General features: G+C 68.7%; 17 protein-coding genes. 11 read left to right on the top strand and 6 right to left on the bottom strand.

Features of this window, described 5'->3' with window-relative positions; translation table 11 throughout:
• Positions 1 to 183: 183 nt before the first annotated feature.
• The 6 genes from OHA98_RS34940 (at position 184) to OHA98_RS34915 (ending at position 4,993) form a co-directional block, all read left to right on the top strand.
• Complete coding sequence (locus tag OHA98_RS34940; RefSeq protein WP_266931733.1) at positions 184 to 630, top strand: NUDIX hydrolase; 447 nt, start codon at positions 184 to 186, stop codon at positions 628 to 630.
• A gap of 158 nt (positions 631 to 788) precedes the next feature.
• Entirely contained in the window at positions 789 to 1,292 is a 504-nt protein-coding gene (locus OHA98_RS34935) for an RNA polymerase sigma factor (protein WP_266931732.1), read from the top strand.
• Positions 1,289 to 2,104 carry a zf-HC2 domain-containing protein gene (locus tag OHA98_RS34930; protein WP_266931731.1) on the top strand — a complete coding sequence of 272 codons (816 nt, stop codon included), beginning with the start codon at positions 1,289 to 1,291 and terminating at the stop codon, positions 2,102 to 2,104. The genes OHA98_RS34935 and OHA98_RS34930 overlap by 4 nt, the downstream gene beginning before the upstream one ends.
• Positions 2,105 to 2,220: 116 nt before the next feature.
• Positions 2,221 to 3,027 (top strand): ABC transporter ATP-binding protein, encoded by an 807-nt coding sequence (locus OHA98_RS34925; protein WP_266931730.1) that lies wholly within the window; start codon positions 2,221 to 2,223, stop codon positions 3,025 to 3,027.
• Entirely contained in the window at positions 3,024 to 4,421 is a 1,398-nt protein-coding gene (locus OHA98_RS34920; RefSeq protein ID WP_266931729.1) for a hypothetical protein, read from the top strand. Before OHA98_RS34925 ends, OHA98_RS34920 begins: the two co-directional genes overlap by 4 nt.
• On the top strand, positions 4,418 to 4,993 hold the full coding sequence (locus OHA98_RS34915; protein WP_266931728.1) for a hypothetical protein: 576 nt from the start codon (positions 4,418 to 4,420) through the stop codon (positions 4,991 to 4,993). Before OHA98_RS34920 ends, OHA98_RS34915 begins: the two co-directional genes overlap by 4 nt.
• Positions 4,994 to 5,057: 64 nt before the next feature.
• On the opposite strand, the gene aac(6') is transcribed toward OHA98_RS34915, so the two are convergent.
• The 4 genes from aac(6') to OHA98_RS34895 all read right to left on the bottom strand — a co-directional run bounded on the left by aac(6') (position 5,058) and on the right by OHA98_RS34895 (position 7,302).
• Positions 5,058 to 5,531 carry an aminoglycoside 6'-N-acetyltransferase gene (aac(6'), locus tag OHA98_RS34910; RefSeq protein ID WP_266931727.1) on the bottom strand — a complete coding sequence of 158 codons (474 nt, stop codon included), beginning with the start codon at positions 5,529 to 5,531 and terminating at the stop codon, positions 5,058 to 5,060.
• A gap of 183 nt (positions 5,532 to 5,714) precedes the next feature.
• Positions 5,715 to 6,323: a hypothetical protein gene (locus tag OHA98_RS34905; RefSeq protein ID WP_266931726.1), complete on the bottom strand. Its 609-nt coding sequence runs from the start codon at positions 6,321 to 6,323 to the stop codon at positions 5,715 to 5,717.
• Positions 6,311 to 7,048, bottom strand: a complete 738-nt coding sequence (locus OHA98_RS34900) for a hypothetical protein (RefSeq protein ID WP_266931725.1) — start codon at positions 7,046 to 7,048, stop codon at positions 6,311 to 6,313. Before OHA98_RS34900 ends, OHA98_RS34905 begins: the two co-directional genes overlap by 13 nt.
• The gene (locus OHA98_RS34895) at positions 7,045 to 7,302 is read right to left on the bottom strand and encodes a hypothetical protein (protein ID WP_266931724.1); all 258 of its coding nucleotides are present in this window, start codon (positions 7,300 to 7,302) and stop codon (positions 7,045 to 7,047) included. The genes OHA98_RS34900 and OHA98_RS34895 overlap by 4 nt, the downstream gene beginning before the upstream one ends.
• A 103-nt stretch (positions 7,303 to 7,405) precedes the next feature.
• Between OHA98_RS34895 and OHA98_RS34890 the strand changes: the two genes are divergently transcribed.
• The 5 genes from OHA98_RS34890 (at position 7,406) to OHA98_RS34870 (ending at position 12,709) form a co-directional block, all read left to right on the top strand.
• Positions 7,406 to 8,245 (top strand): helix-turn-helix transcriptional regulator, encoded by an 840-nt coding sequence (locus OHA98_RS34890; protein WP_266931723.1) that lies wholly within the window; start codon positions 7,406 to 7,408, stop codon positions 8,243 to 8,245.
• Complete coding sequence (locus OHA98_RS34885) at positions 8,242 to 8,451, top strand: DUF397 domain-containing protein (protein ID WP_266931722.1); 210 nt, start codon at positions 8,242 to 8,244, stop codon at positions 8,449 to 8,451. The genes OHA98_RS34890 and OHA98_RS34885 overlap by 4 nt, the downstream gene beginning before the upstream one ends.
• A 238-nt stretch (positions 8,452 to 8,689) precedes the next feature.
• Positions 8,690 to 8,899 carry a DUF397 domain-containing protein gene (locus OHA98_RS34880; RefSeq protein ID WP_266931721.1) on the top strand — a complete coding sequence of 70 codons (210 nt, stop codon included), beginning with the start codon at positions 8,690 to 8,692 and terminating at the stop codon, positions 8,897 to 8,899.
• 910 nt (positions 8,900 to 9,809) lie between these two features.
• Positions 9,810 to 10,502, top strand: a complete 693-nt coding sequence (locus OHA98_RS34875) for an ABC transporter ATP-binding protein (protein WP_266931720.1) — start codon at positions 9,810 to 9,812, stop codon at positions 10,500 to 10,502.
• Positions 10,499 to 12,709 carry a permease gene (locus tag OHA98_RS34870; RefSeq protein ID WP_266931719.1) on the top strand — a complete coding sequence of 737 codons (2,211 nt, stop codon included), beginning with the start codon at positions 10,499 to 10,501 and terminating at the stop codon, positions 12,707 to 12,709. The genes OHA98_RS34875 and OHA98_RS34870 overlap by 4 nt, the downstream gene beginning before the upstream one ends.
• Before the next feature lie 267 nt (positions 12,710 to 12,976).
• On the opposite strand, the gene OHA98_RS34865 is transcribed toward OHA98_RS34870, so the two are convergent.
• Entirely contained in the window at positions 12,977 to 14,584 is a 1,608-nt protein-coding gene (locus OHA98_RS34865; protein ID WP_266931718.1) for a cation acetate symporter, read from the bottom strand.
• Entirely contained in the window at positions 14,581 to 15,102 is a 522-nt protein-coding gene (locus OHA98_RS34860) for a DUF485 domain-containing protein (RefSeq protein ID WP_266931717.1), read from the bottom strand. Before OHA98_RS34860 ends, OHA98_RS34865 begins: the two co-directional genes overlap by 4 nt.
• Between the last annotated feature and the right edge of the window lie 30 nt (positions 15,103 to 15,132).

Genomic DNA, 15,132 nt, shown 5'->3' with positions numbered 1-15,132 from the left:
CCCGCTACTAAGACCGACCGGCAAATGGAGGGCGGCGTCGCGGGGCTGGGCACGCACATCTGCGGCGTTGTCGTCAATCACCATGGCTCCGCCATGCCTCAATCCTCCGCCTTGCAGCCGCACGCACCCAGCCCCGCTCCTTCTCCCGCCCTCCATTTGCCGGTCGGTCTAAGCTCGCCGCCCATGAGCGACGTTCACAGCGGCCCAGTACGCGACGCCTCCGTGGTGGTGGCCCGCAATCAAGACGGCTCGGTGGCCCTCCTGAGCGCCCATTTTCCACGTCACGGCGGTGAGTACCTCTTCCTGCCCGGCGGACGGCGAGAGGACGGAGAGTCGCCTGAAGAGTGTGCGCGGCGCGAACTCCAGGAAGAGGCAGGCATCATTGCCGAACGGTGGCTGCCCCTGGGCGTGTACGCGATGACGCTGGACTCCACGGCCCGCGTGCACCTCTACGAGGCCCGAGAACTGACCCTGGGGCCACAGCGACTCACGCCGACCGAGGCCGACTTCGAACTGACCTGGTGGCGCATGCGGGATGCGGTCGACGCCGCCACCAAGGGCCACTTCCTCCTGCCGGCCGGGCCCCTCGCCCTGCTGCTGGCCGACAGGAACACACGCGAGGCGCTCTGAGCGGAAGTCCGGCGGTACGGCCGTAGGGGCCGGCCCGTGATGTGACCCGGATCACCCCCCAGGGAAAACCCGCGGCCCCGGCAGGGCGTCTAGCAGGTGTGAAACGGGTTGGGGCGGCACCGCCGCAGGAACTGGACGAGGAGCGTCTCCTCCGACGCGTGGCCCGGGGTGACCGGGCCGCCTTCGAGGAGCTGTACCGGCGTACGTCACCGTGGCTGGCGGTACGGCTGAGCCGTCGTTGCGCGGACCCGCAGATCGTCGCCGAGGTCATGCAGGAGACGTATCTGGCGGTGTGGCGGGCGGCGGGTTCCTTCGCCGGGAGCCGGGCCGGAGGTACGGCCGTCGGCTGGCTCTGGACGATCGCGGCCCGCCGCCTCGTCGACGCGTTCCGGCGCCGGGCCCACCACGCCGAACCGCCCCCCGCCGCCGCCCCGCACCCCGTGGCGCCCGCGGCCGAGGACGAGGCACTGGTGGCCACCGTCGGCGGTGACGTCGGGGACGCGTTGCGGTGCCTCGCACCGGAACTCAGAGACGTACTGCAGGCCATGGTGCTCGACGGACTGTCCGTCCGGGAGACCGCCGTCCTGCTCGGACTGCCCGAGGGAACGGTCAAGACCCGCGCCCGCCGGGCCCGGATCGCGATGCGGGAGACGCTGGCATGAATGTGGAACACGCGTCGGCACGGCTCATCGACGGGTACGCCCGCGGCGGTACGGACCTCGTCGCGGACGAGGTGTGGGCCCTGGAGTCCCATCTGGAGGGGTGCCGGGTCTGCCGTGACCGGCTGTCGGCCGCCGTCACGGCCGAGGCGCCCGCTGTCGCGGCGCTGACCGAAGCCGTCTGGGCCGGTCTCGAACCCCAACTGGCCGCGGCCGTCCCGGCACCGCCGCGCAGGCGCCGGACCCGGCTGTCGGCGTGGACGACACCCGCGATGACGCCGTGGCTGGCGATGGTCCTGGCCGTGACGCTGCTCGCCCTGCTGCTGGACCTGGCGGGACCCGGTTCCGGTCAGGTGTCGCTGGTGCTGCTGCTCGCCCCCGTTCTGCCGGTGTGCGGGGTGGCCGCCTCGTGGTCGCGCGGCCTGGACCCGGCGTACGAGCTGACGGCCTCCACACCGAGGGCGGGGCTGCACCTGGTGCTGCGGCGCACCGCCTCCGTGCTCGCCGTGGTGATCCCCGCCCTGCTGGCGGGGGGATGGGCGACGGGAGTGACGGCCGCGCAGTGGCTGCTGCCCTGCCTGGCCTTCACCTCGATGACCCTGGCCCTCGGCGGGCTGATCGGTGTGACCCGCGCCGCCGTCGCCCTGGTGGCCGTATGGGGTGCGGTGGTGGCGGCGCCGACCCTGGCCACCAGCGGTACGGCCGCCGCCCTGCGAACGGACGGCCTGCCGGTGTGGGGACTGATCCTCGCGCTGGGCGTCGCCGTCGTGATCGCCCGCAGGGGCGCGTACACCGTGCTGCACGCCCACCGATGAACCCCCGAACCTCCACCGTACGAACCCTGAACCACTGCCGCACGACCCCGAACGGCCAACCGTACGAACCCTGAACCATCGCCGTACGAACCCCCCGCGAGAACAGGAAGCGCACCATGCCCGCAGTGAGCAGGGCCGATCTGGCCCCCACGGCCTACGCCTGGGAGATCCGGGCGACCGGTCTGAAGGTCAAGGTCGGCAGAAACCGAATGGCCGTGGACGGGCTCGACATAGCGCTGGGAACCGGCGTACACGGTCTTCTCGGCCCCAACGGAGCGGGCAAGACCACCCTCATCCGGGCGCTGGCCACCGTGCTGCGCCCCGCCGGAGGTGAGCTGGAACTGCTCGGGGAGTCCGTGGGCGGGCTCGGCGAGCACCGAGCGCTGCGCCGCCGGATCGGCTATCTGCCGCAGGAGTTCGGCTATTACAAGCGCTTCACCGTGCGGGAGTTCGTGGAGTACATGGCCTGGCTCAAAGAGGTGCCCAAGGCGGACATCCCCGCGGCGACACAGCGCGCCGTGGAGCGGGTCGGCCTGGCCGACCGCGCCGACGAACGGATGAAGGCCCTCTCGGGCGGAATGGTGCGACGGGCCGGCATCGCCCAGGCCATCGTCAACGACCCCTCGGTCCTGCTGCTCGACGAGCCGACGGTCGGCCTCGACCCGGCACAGCGGCTGCGCTTCCGTGAACTGCTCCAGGAACTGGGGACGGACGCCTGCGTGGTCGTCTCGACCCACCTGGTGGAGGACGTGGCCGCCGCCTGCACCGACGTGGTGCTCTTCGCCGAGGGGCGGCTGGTCTTCCAGGGCACCCCGGACGAACTGGCGGCGGCGGGCGGCCCGGAACACGTGGGCGACAGCCCGCTGGAGCGCGGCTACTCGGCTCTGCTGGCCGACCCCGCGCAGACGAGGAGTGCCTGGTGAACACCCGTATCCTGCGCATCGAACTGCGGCGGTCCGTCGCCCCATGGGCCGGCGCCGTCGTCCTGGTGGCCGCGCTCGCGTTCCTCCTCCTCGTCCCCGGTCCGTGGTCCAAGGGCTCGATGCTGTGGACCGCCCAGTGGACCTCCACGGCCCTCTGGACCCGGTACGTGATGTTCTTCCTCTGGCCGCTCGCCGTGGGGCTCGGGGCGCTCCAGGGGCTGCGCGACCACCGCTCGAAGATGTCCGAACTGCTGACCAGCACCCCGCGGCCCGCGCGGCACCGCGCGGCCACCCTGGCGGGCACGACGGCATTCACGCTGTGCGCGGCCTTCGCTCTCCTCACCGTCGTGGGCGCGGTACAGGTTCTCGCGGGCGACGCCGCGTACAACCACGTCGGCTGGCTGCCCATCTCACTGGTGGGAGCGCTCGCGCTGGGCGCCGGGGCCCTCCTCGGCATGGGGGTCGCGCGGGCCCTGCCCTCCATCCTCACCCCGCCGGCTCTGGCCGTGGCCGCCCTCGTGTTCAACAACTTCTTTCGGCAGGTCCAGACTTCGGACGCCCCGCAGCCGACCGCCGGCTTCGTGCCGAACTCTCTCTCGCTCCTGTCACCGGCGACGGCGGACGTACGCGACACGCTCCTCACGCTCTCCGCCTCCGTGCACCTCGGGCAGACGCTCTGGCTGCTCGGCCTGGCCGCGACCGGCCTCGTTCTGCTGGCCGCCGCCCGCCGGCGCACCCGGCTGCTCGCCCTCGCCCCCCTGGTGGCGGGCGGGGCGCTCGCTCTGCTCGTGCTGCCGGACACCGCCCGTGACACGTACGTCGTCGACCGGGCCGCGTCGGAGCAGGTGTGCGACGGCCCGGTGTGCGTGACGAAGCTCCGGCAGGCGCGGCTCGACGACCTGGGGGGTCCCGGCAAGGAGGCGCTTCGACTGATGCGCGGCGCCCTGGGCGACCGGGCCCCCGTCGCCATCCGTGAGACCACCGTGCCGAAGGCGTTCAGCGCCACGCCGGAACGGTCGCGCGACTCCGTGCTCCTCGACTTCGACGACCGGACGATCGGCGAGGCCAAGGGCGAGCGGCCCCTCACCCGGGCTCTCGTCGCGCAGGGAATGGTCCCGCTGTGCAGTCCCCGCAGCGAAACCGAGAGCGGCACGCAGGAGGACGCCGCCGCACAGAGCATCGCGATCGCGTGGGTCCTCGGGGAAGAACCCCGCCCGCTCGACGGGACCATGTACTCCGCGAAGGACCAGGGCGACATGGCCCGCCCGGTGTGGAAGAAGTTCGCCGCACTGTCGAAGGCGGAGCAGCGGCAGCGGATCAGCGCCATGCACGCCGCCGCGGTCTCCTGCTCGGGCGACGCGCTCACCGTACTGAACGGTGGTCCCACCCAGTGAGATGGCTGACGCTGTACGCGCGTTCGCGGCACGTCCCCGCCTCGCTCGCCGCGGTGCTGCTCAGTGTCGCGGTGGTGTGGGCACTCGCCCGGATCGGCGGCGGGACACTGGGAGATCCGCAGGTGACCATGCTCATCCTCACAGCGGGGGCCATGGCGTTCTCGGTCGGTCTGGGCGGGCAGGACCTCGGGCTGGACCGGACGGCCGCGATCCGCTGGATGCCCCGCAGAGCGGCGCACGTGCTGCTCTGCGGCGTGATCATCGGCGCGGTGCTGCTGGCGGCGCGGACGATGAGCGGGCAGGAGGCCTCCGCCGCCTTCGTGGTGCGCGACAGCGCGGGCCTGGCAGGACTCGTCGCCCTCGGGGCGGCCTGGTGCGGGGCGCAGTACGCGTGGATCCTGCCGTTCGCGTGGGTGTCGGTCTCCCTCGTCGTACCGCCCACGGCGGGTGTCGCGACGCAGGTGCTGACCTGGATGATGCTGCCGCCCGGCACGGCGGCCGGCACCTGGACGGCCGCCGTCCTGGCCGTCGTGGGCACGGCGGTCTACGTGGTCGGGGGTCCCAGGCGCTAGCGGGACCGGGCGCGGGCGGCGGTGGTTGCGGAGTACGGGTCCGTGACCGCCGCCGCCGGCCGCGTCAGACCAGCTCGTCCGCGAGCAGGTCCATCAGCAGCCCGTCCTTCCAGGCGCCCGTCCGGTGGTCGCGCCCGTACGCCCGCATGATTCCCACGGGCTTGAACCCGACCTTGCCATAGCAGCGGATCGCCGCCGTGTTGTCCGCGGCGGGATCGATCGTCAGCCGGTGATGGCCGCGCTCCCGCACCAGCCACCGGGCCAGCGTGCGCACCGTGTCGGCACCGAGCCCCTGCCCGTGATGCTTCGCCGTCAGGAAGATGTCGATGCCCGCGTGGCGGAACTCGGGATCGGTCTCCTCGTCGAACTGGACGGCGCCGACGACCTCACCCTCGAACACCACGGCCAGCATGTCCGCATAGTCGTCCGGAGGCGACCACCACGCGGCGACTTCCGGTTCACGTACGACCCTTTCGAGGATCTCGGTATCGCCGTCGGCCACCGGACGCAGCACGACCTTCTCCCCATGCAATTCCATGCCCCCATTCTCCCCGGAGGGTGAGGGCGGGCATGCGGCCTCCGGTACACGCGGCCCCTGCCAAGCCATGAACCGGCCCACTCGATTCTCGTCGAGCTGCTGGGCGGACGCCTCAGGAGCGGGACGACCGGGGCGACTGGGCCGGCGGGGGCGACTGGTGCGGCGGGGCAAGGGTTCTTCTCCTTATGGGTGGTCCACGACTTTCACGCCGTGTAGTTGGCGGATGAGGAGGGAGGCGAGCATGCCGGGGTATTGGGGTTGGTTGTAGGGGGAGAGTTGGCCGTTGTCGGTGGTGGTCCAGCCGGTGGTGGTGAGGGTGTAGAGGGTTCCGGCTACGCCGTGGAGGTGGGGTTTGCGTACGCGGAGGAGGAGGTGTTCGTCCCGGCGTAGGAAGGGGCACTGGTGGGTGGAGATGTGGGCGTGTTCGGTGCAGAGCGGGGGCATGGTGGTGAGGGATTTCTCGGGCCAGGTGGGGGGTGAGTCCTGGCGTCGCCAGTCGATGAAGAGCCAGCCGTCCTTGTTGCGGTCGGCGGGCCGGGCGCAGATCTGGCAGAGGAGCTGTTCCATGCAGGTGCGCTGGCGGGTGGGGTGGAGGGAGTCGTACTGGATGTGTCCGGGGTCGTCGGATTCCTCGACGCGGACCCAGAGGTTGCCGTGCTTGTCCCGGTCTTCGGGGCGTTCGTCCCGGTAGACGAGGTGGGGCCCTTTCGCGGTGAACCCGATGCCCAACGCGGATTGCAGGGTGCCCCTGTCGCTGCTCCGTGAAGCGACGTACGGGGTCAGGAGAGGCATGGTTCCTCCTTGAGTTGTCTGGCGGTCCGGGGTGGCCGGGCGGGGCGGCCGGTGAGGTGGAGGTGGAGGCCGGTGGCGGGGTCGGTGACGGTGAGGAGGGGGGTGTGGGGGCGGGTTTCGAGGTGGTGGAGTGCGTGGGCCTGGTGCTGGTCGTCGGTGGCCCAGGCGCGGAGGCTTTCGGGGGCGTCGGTGCTGTGGAAAGCGACCTGCCGTACGTGGTTCCCGGTCCGGGCCCAGGGGGTTGCGTCGGGGGGTATGAGGTGTCCGTGCCCGTCCGCGAGGCGGAGTGCTTGTGTGCGGAGCCAGCGCAGGGCGAGGCGGCGGTTGGGTGCGGTGATCCGGCCGAGGGGGACGGGGCGTGGTGTGGTCCCGGTGGTCATGGTGACCTCGGCGACGTAGGTCGTGTCCGTGGCTGCGGCGGTACGTTCGCCGGGGCCGGGGTGGATGAAGTGCCGGAGCAGGCGGGCCGCCGCCTCCACCGCGTGCAGTTCGGCGGTGTGTTCCGCGTCGCGCCGGAGGATCGCGGCGTCCAGTCCGGTGAGGAAACGGGCGCGGTACGCGGGGTCCGACTCGATACGTTGCAACTCGGTGAACAGGGCGTGCGGACCGGGCGGTTGAGAAACCAGTGCTCGTGTGATCCGGCGGAAGCGCTGCCGTAAGCGGATTCCGGCGAACTCGATGACCAGTGCAAGCCGGACCGGTAAGAACGCGAGAACTCCGGTCACAGCAACCGTCCTTCACTTCGGGCGTTGCGCCGCGCGTTCTCGGCCCGAAGACGCTCTATGCGGTCCACGGGGCGGACATCCTCGGGCGCGGCTTCCCACTCCTGCCCGCCACAGACCGGCCGCAGCGACCAGTAGGGGCCGGCGGTCCCACGGAACTCGCCTACGCGGTCGGCGCGGCTGGTGTCGACCACGAGGGTGCCGGGGGCGGGAACGAGATAGGCATGTCCGTTCGGGGAACCGTTTTTTGTACACACGATCGTGCCTCTCCGTAGCTGCTCCACTACCAAGGCGGCCAGCGTGACCTACAGTCAGAACCCCTTCAACTTGCCGCAATAGAAGGAAGGGAAGGTTGACGGCATGGTCAACCGTAAGGAGCTGAACCCGGAGTCGGGCCCAGTAGCGGCCTTCGGCGCTCGGGTCCGGAAGTTCCGAGAGGATCGCGGGTGGAGTCAGGAGGATCTGGCCGAACGCACGGGCTATTCGAGCCAGCACATTTCGGCTGTGGAAACTGGCCGCAAACCGCCAACCCTCCCCTTCTCACGCCGGGTCGATCACGCCTTCGGCGCTGCCGGCTCTGCTGACTCGTTCGAGCGTGAGTGGCGCGACATCCGGCATGGTTCGCTGTTGGAAGGCTTCCAGGAGTACGTCGGATATGAAGGGCGCGCAGCGGAGATCAGACTGTACGAAGTGGGCGTCATCCCTGGACTGCTTCAGACGCCTGAGTACGCGGCAGCAATCGAGGCGGGCCACGTCGAACGTGGAGCGATTACCACCGAGCAGGCACAGGAGCGGGTCTCGCTGCTGGCGGAGCGGCAAGCGGCGCTCGTTCGGAGCCCTCCGCCGTTGGTCCACATGGTGCTGGACGAGAGCTGTATCCTCCGCCCCGTTGGGGAACCTTGCGTGATTCAAGCCCAGTTGAAACGGCTGGCTGAGTTCGCCGAGCAGCCGAACGCAACGCTTCAGGTCGCGAACTTCGCGATGGGGGTTCGTCGCCCGTTCAGCCTGCCGATAACGATCCTGACTCTGTCAGACCGCTCCCTCATGTCTTACGCCGAGTCCGCTACTCAGGGCCATCTGGACCGTGAAACCACTTCTGTTTTGCCCCTGCTGACGGCCTACCATCAGTTGCAGAAGCACGCGCTTCCACAGGTGGACTCTGTAGCCATGATCACTCAGGTACGAAGGGGCACATCGTGACGACCGAACCTCTCAACTGGATCAAGTCTTCATACAGCGGCGGCGGAGGTCAGTGCATCGAATGGGCCCCGTCGAACGCGTCGGATACCGGCATAGTCCCCGTCCGCGATTCCAAGCACGTGAGAGGTCCGGTTCTGAACGTTCCCGCCGGTGCGTTCGCGTCCTTCGTGGCGGGCGTCAAGGCCGGAGAGTTCGGCACCGTCTGAACACCTGGTTCCCCGCCGGGCCGGCCGGACAGCCCCGCCATGCGTCTCGCACGGTGGGGCTGCGTGCTGTCCCGGTGACCAACTCAAGCCGTCCGCCGGGACCGTCCGGCCGGGTCAACTGGACCGGGAATGCTCTTCACTTCTGCCCGTGTTGGCGGCCTACTGGCAGGGGTGGCCGGAGGAACTGCGCCCGACCGGTCTCCATGGTCATGATCCGCAGGTGATGAAAGGGCTCCCGATGACGACCGAATCCCCCCGTTGGTTCACGTCCTCGTACAGCGACAACGGCGGCGCCTGTGTCGAGGTCGCTGCCAACCTCGTCGCCTCGCGCGGCATGGTCCCGGTCCGTGACTCCAAGGATCTGAGCGGCCCCACCTTGGGTCTTCGTGTCGATGCGTTCCCGCGCTTCGTGGCGGGCATCAAGGCCGGAGAGTTCGGCGCCATCTGAGTATCTGGTTCCCCGCCGGGCCGGGCAGCCCCGCCGTGCGCCGTATGGCGGGGCTGCCCGGGACGCAGGTTCCATGTCGCACGCCGAGCCTGCTGTCGGACCACCAGGATCGAATGATCCCCTGCGTGCATCGCATCGGGTTCGGTGGGCGAGATTGCTGTCGTGCCACTTCTCTGCCAGGCGTTTGCTGGTCATGTGAGTGAGTCGGCGAAATGACACCTTCAGGCGCGGTATGCACTGTCGAGCGAGAATCCGTGCAACTTGCCTTCAGCTCAGGTGAAGCTGTCTGTTCGTCAACTCCTGTGCCACGTTGAAGCGCCTCGAATCGAGCTCATGCAGCAGTGGCAATTTCGCGTTGGGCGATGACTGAATCCAGCTCTTGCGGTAAAGGTTTGGTTGGTTAATGATCAACGCGGGTTAAAAGTAGCCTTGTAATTCAGGGAGGGGAACAGAATTGTCGCGAATAAAGTTCGTCATCGGAGCGGTGCTTGCCGTCGGTCTCGTGATTCCTACGGGTAGTGCGATGGCTCTCAGTGCCACGGGGGGCGGCGTCAAGGCAACGGCTCCGTACAACGATGACGCCGGTGTCATCTCCGTGTACGACGGCAGCTCGGACGGTGACCCGGGGAAGGCAGAGTACTACCGCCAGACCAGCGCCGGCACCAAGCGGACCCTGTGGAACCACAGTGGCCCCAGCACGAGGGTCACATCCGCCAGCGGCTCGAAAATCATCAAGTTCCAGGCGTGCGACGAAAATTCCGGTACCCCTGACGACTGCTCGGGCTGGGTTGCCCCTTAAGCGCTGACGTAGATCAGCCCGCCGGGTCCGCCGCTCGATGGCCGGCCCGGCGGCCGCATTTTCCCCATCTGCCTAACCTCGGCGTCGAGGCGAGGACCAAGGAGCGAACAAGTGACAGCCGGAAAATCGACCGGTCTACAGGTGGACGGCCTCTGCCATCGGCTCGGCGAACGCGTATTGCTGGACGGCGTCGACCTCGACGTCCGGCCGGGCGAGTCAATGGCGATCACGGGGCCGAGCGGCTCCGGAAAGTCGACGCTGCTGATGTGCATCCTCGGGCTGATCAGGCCGGATCGCGGATCGATCATGGTTGACGGACGGGAATTGACCGGTCTGTCCGCCCGGCAACTGGCACAGGTGCGCCGTGAGCACATCGGCGTGGTCTTTCAGTTCGGAGAACTGTTGCCAGAACTCACACCGGTGGAGAATGTTGCGCTGCCAGTACTGTTGGGCGGCGGCGAGCATCATGACGCCTATGAGCGCGCGGCCGAACTGCTGGTGGAATTAGGCGTACCGGATGAGGGCACGCCGACGGGAATGCTCTCGGGCGGTGAGCGTCAACGGGCGGCCGTCGCCCGGGCTTTGATTACAGAGCCCAGCGTCCTCCTCGCCGACGAGCCGACCGGCGCACTGGATCCCAAGGCACGCGAAGCCGTGGCTGATCTCCTTTTTACGGTTTCCCAACAGCGAGGCTGCGCTCTACTGGTTGTCACACATGACCCAGCGGTAGCCGCGCGCGCTGGGTGCATACGACAGCTCGAGGCCGGCGTACTGGCCGGCTCTTTGGACGGGGTCGGCCCGTGAGCTCAGTTACCGAAGCGAAACGACAGGCGAAATCATCCACCCGCCGCCCGCTCGGCCAAGGCGGACGCCTGTGGAAGCAGCTACTGTGTATCGGTTTCGCGGCCGGGCGTGGTCGCTCTGGCGACAGACTGCGCTTCTGGGCGCTGATCGCCGCTGCGGCGGCGATCGCCCTGGTCGCCCTGGCGACGGTCATTGCCTCAGCCACCTACGACGGGCGTGCGGCGCGGAACCAGGCGCGGGGGCCGGTGATCACCGATCGCCAACAGGGTGCCGTAGCTCTATGGAGGGAAACGTTCGACGCAGTCGGTGAAGTCCAGCACACCGTGATCTACATCGATCCCCTCAAGCCCGGCGCCCAACCTCCACCGGGGCTCGACCGCTGGCCGGCCCCCGGCGAGGTGATGCTTTCACCGGAACTGGCCCGCCAGGGGAAGCATGAGCAGATCACCAGCCGCTACGGCAGCTATGCGGGATCGATCGGCAAGCCCGGACTGGCTTCCCCTTCGGAGCGCCTCGCGTACGTCAGGCCCTCACAGCCTCCCAGCGCCCGGGAAAGGGAATCCTGGTTCTACACAACGGGATTCGGCCAGTCCTACCCGATGGGGGAGATCCTGCTCGGCCGCCCCCTTTCGCAGGTGTTGCTCGCTCTGGGGGCGATGACCGGTGTGCCGGCGGTGGCTCTTCTGGTGGTTGCCTCACGAATCGGTTCGAGCACACGGGACCGTCGCGGCAGCCTGCTGCAAGCATTGGGCGGATCATGGTGGCATCGCGCGGTCGTCAACACGGGCGAGGCCGCCCTTCCTCTCGCGGCCGGAACAGTCCTGACAGTTCTCCCGCTGGTCGTGGCATTGTCGATAGATATCAGGGTTCCACCCACCGGCTATTCGCTGAACAGTGACGACGTGCGTTCGGCGGTGCCGATGATGGCCGTCGCTCTGATGGTGTCCTTCGCGATCTGTCTTGCCGTAGTGGTCTTCCTCCATCGGATTGACCGTGGCGGAGCCACCACCAGGCCCCGATCGTTCTCATCGAAGGTCCCACCTTGGCGCCTGGTCGGGTGCGGCCTGGGTGTTGCTGCTGTCGTGTTCAGCCAGTACGTCAGGGACGTGCCCGGTCTCGTTGTCTTCGCCATCGGCACCGTCGTCATGTGGGCATTGTTGCCCTCCGTAGTCGTGGTGGCCTGCCGCGCACTGGGCAGCGTGATTGCCGAACGAGGATTCCGAACCGGTCGCCCAGGGGCGTTGATCGGCGGACGATGGACTGTGGCGCACCCGGGTGTCATCGTCCGACTGGCCCTCGCCATGGTCATCGGCATCGGGCTCGTCTGCCAGATGCAGGTATGGAACAGTCGACTCGGTGAGAAGGCTGCCGTGGCACGCGCCGCTGAGGCCCAACTCGGCGACAGGGTGGTCAGTGTCCAGAGCCGTAACATCACACCATCAGTGATTGAGGATCTCTCGCGTTCACTTCCGGAGGGGTCCCACGTTTTCTCCCTGAAATCTTTTCCCGAACAACAGTCAGTGCTTGTTCAGGGCACGTGCCGCGCGTTGCGGTCCCTGAGCCTGCCGTGCCCTGCGAAGCCAGAGGAAGTCACGAGCAATGACATCCGGGTCTCAGCAATCGCAAGCTGGTATGGGCCCAACCTGCAAACTCAGGTTGCCCCGTCTCGGCTGGTTCTCGATGAGCTCAACGGCTCGCTCCTCGTAGTCACCAGGGCGCCGGGCCAGCAGGCGCAGATCGAAAAAGCGGCGTACGCACTGGTCCCAGCAGTGAATGTGGAATCGCCCGGTGAGACGTGGCTCGTCGGCGCAGCGAACAAAGACCGCCTGAACAACTGGACCCTGCTGTTCGGGTCTCTGGGACTCGCCCTCCTGCTACTGACCGCCGCCCTGAGCAGTGCTTCGGAGTTCGTGAGGATTCGCCAAGTTCTGGCACCTCTGGCCATTTTGACTGGCAGTCACGACATCTATCGGTCGGTAGTTTTCTGGCACCTGACTGTCCCTCTGCTGGTCTCCACCTTCATTGCCACGGTCGTCACCGCCTGGCATTCGCTGTTCTTCATCGCCATGGTGCAGGAGGGTAGCTTTTCCTGGGGCGTTCTTGGCGCCGCGGCGCTCGGATGCATCCTGCTGACAGTATCGGTCGGAGTCTTGGGTGCACGGACCGCGATCCGTGCGGCTCAGCAATGGCGGCCGACTGCCGACTGACACCACACTCGCTGCGAAGGTCCCCAGTATCAGCAACGGTCCTACTGGCCTTGCGCTTTCACGAAGCCCGTTACACACCGACCTCCCCGGCAACTACCCCCGGCGGTACAGACTGCCCGCATGAAATTTCGGCTTGCCTGTGCCTACGGGCTTTGACGTCACTGCTCCGGCCGCGCGGCCGGAGCAGTCGCGTCGCTCACCCGTGGTCCCGGCTCGTCGTGGCGGGCCCCGGAACGCAAGTTGACCGCGAACTGCCCGGCCGCCCCCTCACCGCCCCCGTCCCGGCGTGCCCGCGAGGATCAGGGGCTCCACCGCCTCGTACTGCTCACGCTGCTCCTCGGTTCCCCGGCGGGTGAACACGGTGCCCAGCCAGCCCGCCAGGAAGCCGAACGGGACGGAGACGAGGCCCGTCGTCGTGTACGGGAACCAGTTGAAGTCGTCGTCCGGGAACACCGCGTCCGGCGAGCCGGAGACCAGGTTGGTGCCGGTGAAGAGGATCAGGACGCTGAGGGTGCCGCCGATGAGCGTCCAGAGCAGGCCGGTGCGGGTGAAGCGGCGCCAGAACATGCTGTAGACGAGCGCCGGGGCCAGGGCCGAGGCGCCGACGCAGAAGGAGAGCGTCACCAGGGCCTGGAGGTTCCAGTGCCGGGCGAGGACGGCGAGGGCGATGGTGAGCAGGCCGATGGCGACGGCGGCGGCCTGGGCGATGCCCATCTCGGTGCGTTCCTTCAGGGGCGGTTTGCCCGGCCTGCGCAGACCGTGGGCGATCAGGTCGTGGGCCAGGGAGTTCGCGCAGGCCAGGATCATTCCGGCGACGGAGGCGAGCAGGGTGAGGAAGATCGCCGTGGTCATGAGCGTGACGATCAGCGCCCCGGCTCCACCGCCGCCCGCGACCGCGCCGCTGACCTGGAGGATGGCGCTGTTGCCCTGGGCCCCGGCCTCGACGATCTGCGCGTGGCCGATGAGCGCCGCCGCGCCGAAGCCGACGAGGGTGAGCAGCAGGCAGATGGCGGCGACGATGGCGATGGCCCAGGACAGTGAACGGCGGACCGCGCGGGCGCTGCTGACGCTGGTCATCCGCATGGTGATGTGCGGGAGGCACGCGACACCGAGCACCAGGGTCAGTTCGGAGCTGATCATGTCCAGGTCGTTGCCGTCGAACTGGAGCCCGGAGTGCAGGTACGCCGCCCCGGCCCCGCTGCCGCGTACGGCGGCCTGGAGCAGGGCGCCGAGGCTCCAGTCGTAGCGGTTGAGCACGAGTGCGGAGACGAGCAGCGAGGCCCCGAGGAGCACCACCGTCTTCACTATCTGGATGAGGGTGGTCCCCTTCATGCCGCCGATCGCCGAGTACGCGATCATCACGACGCCGAGGGCGAGGATGGACCCGGTGCGGAATCCGGAGCTGTCGAAGCCCAGCATGAAGGCGAGCAGATTTCCGCTGCCCGCGAGCTGGACGACCATCAGGGGCACGAGCGCCGCGAGCGCGGCGACGCAGGCGGTGATGCGGACCGCGCGGCCCGGTGCCCGGCGGGTGAGCATGTCCCCGATGGTGTACCGGCCCGCGTTGCGCAGGGGTTCGGCCAGCAGGAACATCAGCAGGACGAGCGAGAGCACGGTGCTCAGGGCGACCACGAGTCCGTCGTAGCCGGTGAGGGCGGTGAGCCCGGTGGCGCCGAGGACGGTGGCCGCCGAGAGGTAGTCCCCGGCGATGGCGAGGCCGTTGCGCAGGGGGGAGAGCGTGCGGTAGCCGGTGTAGAAGGTGTCGAGGTCGTCGCGTTCCGGGCCGGTCATCACACAGAGCAGCAGGGCCACCGTGGCCACGGCGATGAACGCCACCAGGGACATGGTCTGCGCGGACTCGTCGAAGCCGTTCATCGTCCCGCCCGGTCGTTGGATGTACGGGTGTGTGTACGGGGGGTGGGTGCGGCGTGCGCACGGCGGTGGGCAGGGGTGTTGGTCCGGGGGCGGCCGTCGTCGTGCAACTCCTCCGAGAGCGGGTCCACCGTCCGTTCGGCGGTCCGTTCGTACACACGGATGGCGAGCCCGATGACCGGGAGCTGGCCCAGGCCCATCAGCAGACCGAGGGTGAGGCCCCCGCCCATCCGGCGGGTCATCAACTCGGGGACATAGGCGGAGAGCGCGAGGAAGAGCACGAAATAGCTGAGCGCGGTGAAGGTGGCCACCCGGCGCAGGACGCGGTACGCGGAGCGCAGCCGGCGCAGATCGCCGTGCTGGCCGGTTGCCTGGCCGGGGCCGGCCGCCGGGGCGTCCTCGCACGGGGCGGGCCACAGGGGCCGGGGCGATGGCAACCGCGCCGGCTCGGGTGGCGAACTCTGCCAGGGCAGCAGGTAGTCGTGCTGGTAGGGGGGAGGGTGCGGGTCGTTGGTCGGCATCGGGTACTGCGCCTTTCCTTGCATGGCTGG

Source organism: Streptomyces sp. NBC_00654, assembly GCF_026341775.1.
GTDB lineage: Bacteria > Actinomycetota > Actinomycetes > Streptomycetales > Streptomycetaceae > Streptomyces.
This window is presented reverse-complemented; position numbering and strand designations above follow the sequence as displayed.

Bases quoted from the DNA above. Each gene is read 5' to 3' on its own strand.
- OHA98_RS34890 (WP_266931723.1), top strand. From the start codon at position 7,406: ATGGTCAACCGTAAGGAGCTGAACCCGGAGTCGGGCCCAGTAGCGGCC.
- OHA98_RS34905 (WP_266931726.1), bottom strand. From the start codon at position 6,323: ATGCCTCTCCTGACCCCGTACGTCGCTTCACGGAGCAGCGACAGGGGC.
- OHA98_RS34925 (WP_266931730.1), top strand. From the start codon at position 2,221: ATGCCCGCAGTGAGCAGGGCCGATCTGGCCCCCACGGCCTACGCCTGG.
- OHA98_RS34865 (WP_266931718.1), bottom strand. From the start codon at position 14,584: ATGAACGGCTTCGACGAGTCCGCGCAGACCATGTCCCTGGTGGCGTTC.
- OHA98_RS34930 (WP_266931731.1), top strand. From the start codon at position 1,289: ATGAATGTGGAACACGCGTCGGCACGGCTCATCGACGGGTACGCCCGC.
- OHA98_RS34880 (WP_266931721.1), top strand. From the start codon at position 8,690: ATGACGACCGAATCCCCCCGTTGGTTCACGTCCTCGTACAGCGACAAC.
- OHA98_RS34940 (WP_266931733.1), top strand. From the start codon at position 184: ATGAGCGACGTTCACAGCGGCCCAGTACGCGACGCCTCCGTGGTGGTG.
- OHA98_RS34860 (WP_266931717.1), bottom strand. From the start codon at position 15,102: ATGCCGACCAACGACCCGCACCCTCCCCCCTACCAGCACGACTACCTG.